General features: G+C 64.8%; 3 protein-coding genes and 2 pseudogenes. 4 read left to right on the top strand and 1 reads right to left on the bottom strand.

Annotated features, from left to right (window positions below):
• The 4 genes and pseudogenes from NA4_RS37210 to NA4_RS37195 all read left to right on the top strand — a co-directional run.
• The coding region (locus NA4_RS37210) for a tyrosine-type recombinase/integrase (RefSeq protein WP_157129542.1) at positions 1-347 on the top strand (347 nt) is incomplete at its 5' end.
• Positions 344-1,333 carry a tyrosine-type recombinase/integrase gene (locus NA4_RS37205; RefSeq protein WP_067480732.1) on the top strand — a complete coding sequence of 330 codons (990 nt, stop codon included), beginning with the start codon at positions 344-346 and terminating at the stop codon, positions 1,331-1,333. The genes NA4_RS37210 and NA4_RS37205, both read left to right, overlap by 4 nt.
• Before the next feature lie 129 nt (positions 1,334-1,462).
• Positions 1,463-1,731: pseudogene (locus tag NA4_RS39840) on the top strand (ATP-binding protein); the annotation flags it as partial.
• An 860-nt stretch (positions 1,732-2,591) separates the two neighbouring features.
• Positions 2,592-3,638 (top strand): C40 family peptidase, encoded by a 1,047-nt coding sequence (locus NA4_RS37195; protein WP_067480726.1) that lies wholly within the window; start codon positions 2,592-2,594, stop codon positions 3,636-3,638.
• 200 nt (positions 3,639-3,838) lie between these two features.
• On the opposite strand, the pseudogene NA4_RS37190 reads toward NA4_RS37195, so the two are convergent.
• Positions 3,839-5,000 (bottom strand): annotated as a pseudogene (locus NA4_RS37190) (IS110 family RNA-guided transposase); the annotation flags it as partial.

Genomic DNA, 5,000 nt, shown 5'->3' with positions numbered 1-5,000 from the left:
AACCGCACCCGACGACCGCAAGTTTCTTCGTGTCGACCCGAGGCGCCCGCATGGTCTATCCGGTCGTGCATGCGGTGTTCCGGAATCTGTGCTGCACCACCGGAATCGGCGCCGACGCGCCACGCCCGCCACGCATCCACGACCTGCGTCACTCGTTCGCGGTGAACACTCTGCTGCGCTGGTATCGCGCCGGAGAAAACATCGAAGCGAAACTGCCGACCCTGTCGACCTATCTGGGCCACCGCGATCCGCGCTCGACCTACTGGTACCTGTCGGCCGCCCCCGAGCTGCTGGCATTGGCCGCGCAACGGCTCGAACAGCCATCGAGTACGGAGGCCGCGCAATGACGTCGATCGCCGCCACTCTGCAGAGCTTCTTCACCGAACGCCTCGTCACCCACCGCCACGTCAGCACCCGCACCATCGCCTCCTACCGAGATTCGCTGAAACTGCTGCTGGGCTTCGTCCAGCAGCGCACCGGCACCCCACCCGCCGCACTGGACTGGGCCGACCTCGACGTCGACACCATCGCCGCGTTCCTCGACCACCTCGAACACGACCGCCACAACAGCCCCCGCACCCGCAACCTGCGGCTTACCGCGATCCGGTCGCTGTTCACCTACGCATCCCTGCGGCATCCCGAGCACGCCGAGCTCATCCAGCGAGTGCTCACCATCCCCGCCAAACGATTCGACAAGCAACTGGTGACGTTCTTGACCAGCACCGAAATCGACGCACTGCTGGCCGCCCCCGACCGCGAACGATGGGAAGGCCGCCGCGATCACGCCCTGCTGCTGGTCGCGGTCCAGACCGGGCTACGAGTATCCGAACTGACCGGATTGAACTGCGGCGACATCAGTTTCGGCGCCGGAGCCAACGTCCGCTGCCTCGGCAAAGGCCGCAAGCACCGCGCAGTCCCCCTCACCACCTCCACCCAGAAAGTCCTGCGCGTCTGGACCGCCGAACGCGCCGACCAACCCGACCAGCCGCTATTCCCGACCCGCACCGGACGACGACTGAGCATCGACGCCGTCGAACGCCTGGTCCGCCAGCACGCGACCACCGCCGCCCGCGCCTGCCCCACCATCCGACCCGCTGACCTGCACCCCCACGTTCTGCGGCACAGCTGCGCCATGGGTCTGCTGCACGCCGGTGTCGACACCGCCGTCATCGCCCTCTGGCTCGGCCACGCCGACATCCGTTCCACCGGCGTCTACCTGCACGCCGACATGACCATCAAACAACGCGCCCTCGAACGAACCACCCCGGCATCGACCCCACCCGGCCGCTACCGACCCGCCGACGCCCTGCTGGCCTTCCTCGAAAGCCTGTAATCATGCCGACCATCAACCCAGCCAATCCATCGGAAACCACTGCACCGCAACGACATTGACATCACGCCGCGCAATGCTCGGCATAGTCCCCGCCTCGGCATAGATCGATTTATGCCGACGTCGGCATAAGTTGATGAGGTCGGCTACATCCCGTTCGAGAACGAAGCCGCCAACCTGTTCTTCCAGCTCGTCTCATCCCGCTACGAACGCGCCTCGCTGATCGTGACTAGCAACAAAGTCTTCGCTGGGGCGAGGTCTTCGGCGACGACGTCGTCGCCGCAGCCATGATCGACCGCCTCGTCCACCACGCCGAGGTCATCGCCCTCAAAGGCGACAGCTACCGGCTCAGGGACCGCGACCTCGGCCGCGTCCCCACCGCCGGCACAACTGAAGACTGAAACCATCAACCCCACCGACCAGATGGTCCATATTGGCGTTCCGTCAGATGGTCCGGATTGGCGTGCTGTTGACAGAATTTCCCCGGCTGGACATGGAATACGACGCCACGCCTGTCGGCGCCACCCGGGCACAACTCGCGATCGATCAACGACCCATCTGCCCAAGAGATGCATCGTAGGCATATGCCCCATACCGCACAACCTGACGGCATGGAAAACTCGCATCGACACGCTGCCAGTCAAAGGGCGGGAACTACTTAGGAAACGTGGCGGACATGCCCTTCTGATCGCTGACAACAATGCGCCCATCGCCTCGGGCTCAGGACACGGCATATCCGGACGGCCGGTGACCGACGCAGGAGGGAGTAGTAGATGAACCTGCCGCGCATACCGCATGAGCCCGATGTGCTGTCTTCCTTCTCCGGAGAAGTTTTCATGAGGGGCGAGCGGTGACCGGTATCGGGACATGGCAGCTGGCGGAAACCGAACCCGGCGAGGGTGCTGGCGGAACAGAAGCACTGGCCAGACCGGTGACGCCGTGGTCGCCCGCTATGCGTGGTCGGCGACGGACCAGTGGGGAAGCGTCTAGTCGGCCTAGTTCGTCAAATGGACAACCGATCACTGAAGGAGTTGCCGCCCAAAGTCAGAACACATCACCGGTGCTTGGCTCCAGCGCATTCGGACCGAATGTGGTCGCATCGACGTCCACGCCCACCGCCCCGACACTGGCAGCGACTGCACCACACCGCCCGGCAGGTGCTGTTGCTCCGCCTGAGACACCGTCGACAAAGCATCCGTCCGCCGGGCCAGAAGCCGCAACCCAACGACGCGCACCAACTCAGCCTCCGACTCCCGGTGAGGTGGAACCGACGGCGGATCAGGAGGTTGTGGCGCAGATGGCGGCGATGGCCGGGATGATGGCGCTGTCGGCGTTGCCGATGATCGCGTCGGTGCTGGCGGGCTTGACCGACAGCAGTGGCAGCGTTCGTCGCGGCGGCACGCAGGATGGCGGCCGGGATGAGAGCGGCGGTGCGGATGGAGCATTGTCACCGGAGGCGCAGAAGGCACTGCGGGTACTGGAATTGCTGGCGAAGGTATACGGCGACGGGGACACCAAGGATCCGGAGGTGAAGATGGCACGGGAGAAGCTTCGTGCGGCATCAGGTTTCGGTGACACCGCAACCGCGGTGAGGGCAAAACGCTTGTACCAAGCCAATGCCGCGGCGGCGTTCAACAACCTGGACAACCAGCTCGCCAGCTATCTCGTCGGCATGGCCGGTAGCCACAAGGTCGACAAGAAGGCGATCAAGGCGCTGCTGCGTGAGGTCAACATCGCATTGGCCGGGCTCGGGCAGCAGGCCTACACCAAAGCCGGGCAGCAGAAAGTCCGCGACATCCTCACCGCAGCTCTGAAGAAAGCCCAGCGCATTGTTGCTGACGGACAAGTGAACGCCACTAACACCGCGGCGACCGTCGATCGCCTGACCAACCAATACCTCGACAACATACACGGGCGCAGCGCCCCTGCCGGTAGCGTTAAGGGCACAAGTTCGGTAGCGCAGAAGGCCGTGGAGGTGGCACTAGCCCAGCTTGGCGACCCGTATGTCTGGGCTGCGGAAGGCCCGAATACCTTCGATTGCTCGGGCCTCATGCAATACGCGGCAGCCAAAGCAGGCATCAAGATCCCTCGAGTAGCCAGGGACCAGTACCAACAGCTCCCCAAGGTCCATTCCCCAGATGTTCGCCCAGGCGATCTCATCTTCCCAGACGCCCAATTCAACGGTGGCAGACCGGGACACGTCATGATGTACATCGGAAACGGCAAGTGCATCCATGCACCGCAGCCTGGCGATGTCGTCCGAATCACGTCGCTGCCCAAGAGCTACCACGCCAGCCGATTCACGTAGCAGCGCTGGCCAATGGGACTTGCAGGTTCTCAGGACTGATTGCGTCTTCTCAGTCATTCTGCGTCGGTCTTGCGGTTCCGCAAGACCCGTGAGATTCCCGCGGCGAGTCTACGCCGGGGTTGGGCTCGGTGCCTGGATTGTGCGGGGTCCGTCCAGCCAACGGTACCTCTCTGCTCGCGACGGCTTGACACAGAGCACGTCGATGCTGGGGCCAGCGGATTTCGGTAGGGCTGTCTGGTTTTGAGCATGGCGTAGAGGACGTCGCAGCGGCGCCGGGCCAGGCAGATGAGGGCGGCGTTGCGTTTCTTGCCCTCGCCGCGCTTCCGGTTGTAGTAGGTGCGGCTTGCCGGGTCGTGCAGGGCGGCGAAGGCGGACAGGAACAGTGCGCGTTTGAGTTTGTGGTTGCCTGATCGAGCTGGTGATTCGCCGCGGATGGAGCTGCCGGATCGGTGGGTGACCGGGGCGATCCCGGCGTAGGAGGCGAGGTGGCCGGCCGAAGCGAAAGCCGAGCCGTCGCCGACCTCGAGCAGGATGCGGGCGCCGGTCCTGACTCCGATGCCGGGCATCGAGGTCAGGACCTTGGCAAGAGGGTGGTCATCAAGCATCCTCTCGATGTCGGCGGCGATGCTTTGTCGTTGCAGCAGGACCGTTTTCAGTGAGTCGGCGAGTTTCGGTAGCACGATCTCGGCGGCCTTCGCGCCGGGAACGGTGACGGTCTGTGCGGGCAGGGTGGCCAGGATTTCCTCGACCAGGCGTGTGCCCATGCGCGGCGCGTGCGTGGTGGCGATCGTGGTGAGTTTGCGTTTGCCCGCGGCTCGGATCCCTGCTGGGCCGCCGCAGCGGGACAAGATCTCCAGAACCGCAGGATGTGCGATCCGGGGCCCCAAGACGCGTTCGAGCGCGGGGTGGATGCTGGTCAGCAGGCCGCGGATGCGGTTGCTGGTGCGGGTGGCTTCTCCGGCCAGGTCGTCGTCGAAGCCGACCAGGACGCCGAGTTCGGTGAGTGTTTCGTCGCCGGTGTCGACCCGGCGCAGCGTATGCGGCATGGTGCGGGCGGCGTCGGCGATGATGTGCGCGTCACGAGCATCGGTCTTCGCCTGGCCCGGATAGAGGTCGGCGATGCGGCGCATCGACAGGCCGGGCAGGTAGGCCACGTCGTGGCCGCAGGCGCGCGCGACGGTGACCGGTAAGGCGCCGATGGTGTTGGGCTGGTCGACCACGATCAGCAGCGGTCCGCGCGCGGCGAGCTGCTCGAACAGTGCGCGTAGCCGTGACTCGTCGTTAGGCAACGCCTTGTCGAACAACCGTTTGCCAGTCACATCGAGACCGACGGCGTGGTGTTCGCCTTTTCCCACACTAACG

The organism is Nocardia amamiensis NBRC 102102 (assembly GCF_001612745.1).
Classification (GTDB): Bacteria; Actinomycetota; Actinomycetes; order Mycobacteriales; family Mycobacteriaceae; genus Nocardia; species Nocardia amamiensis.
This window is presented reverse-complemented; position numbering and strand designations above follow the sequence as displayed.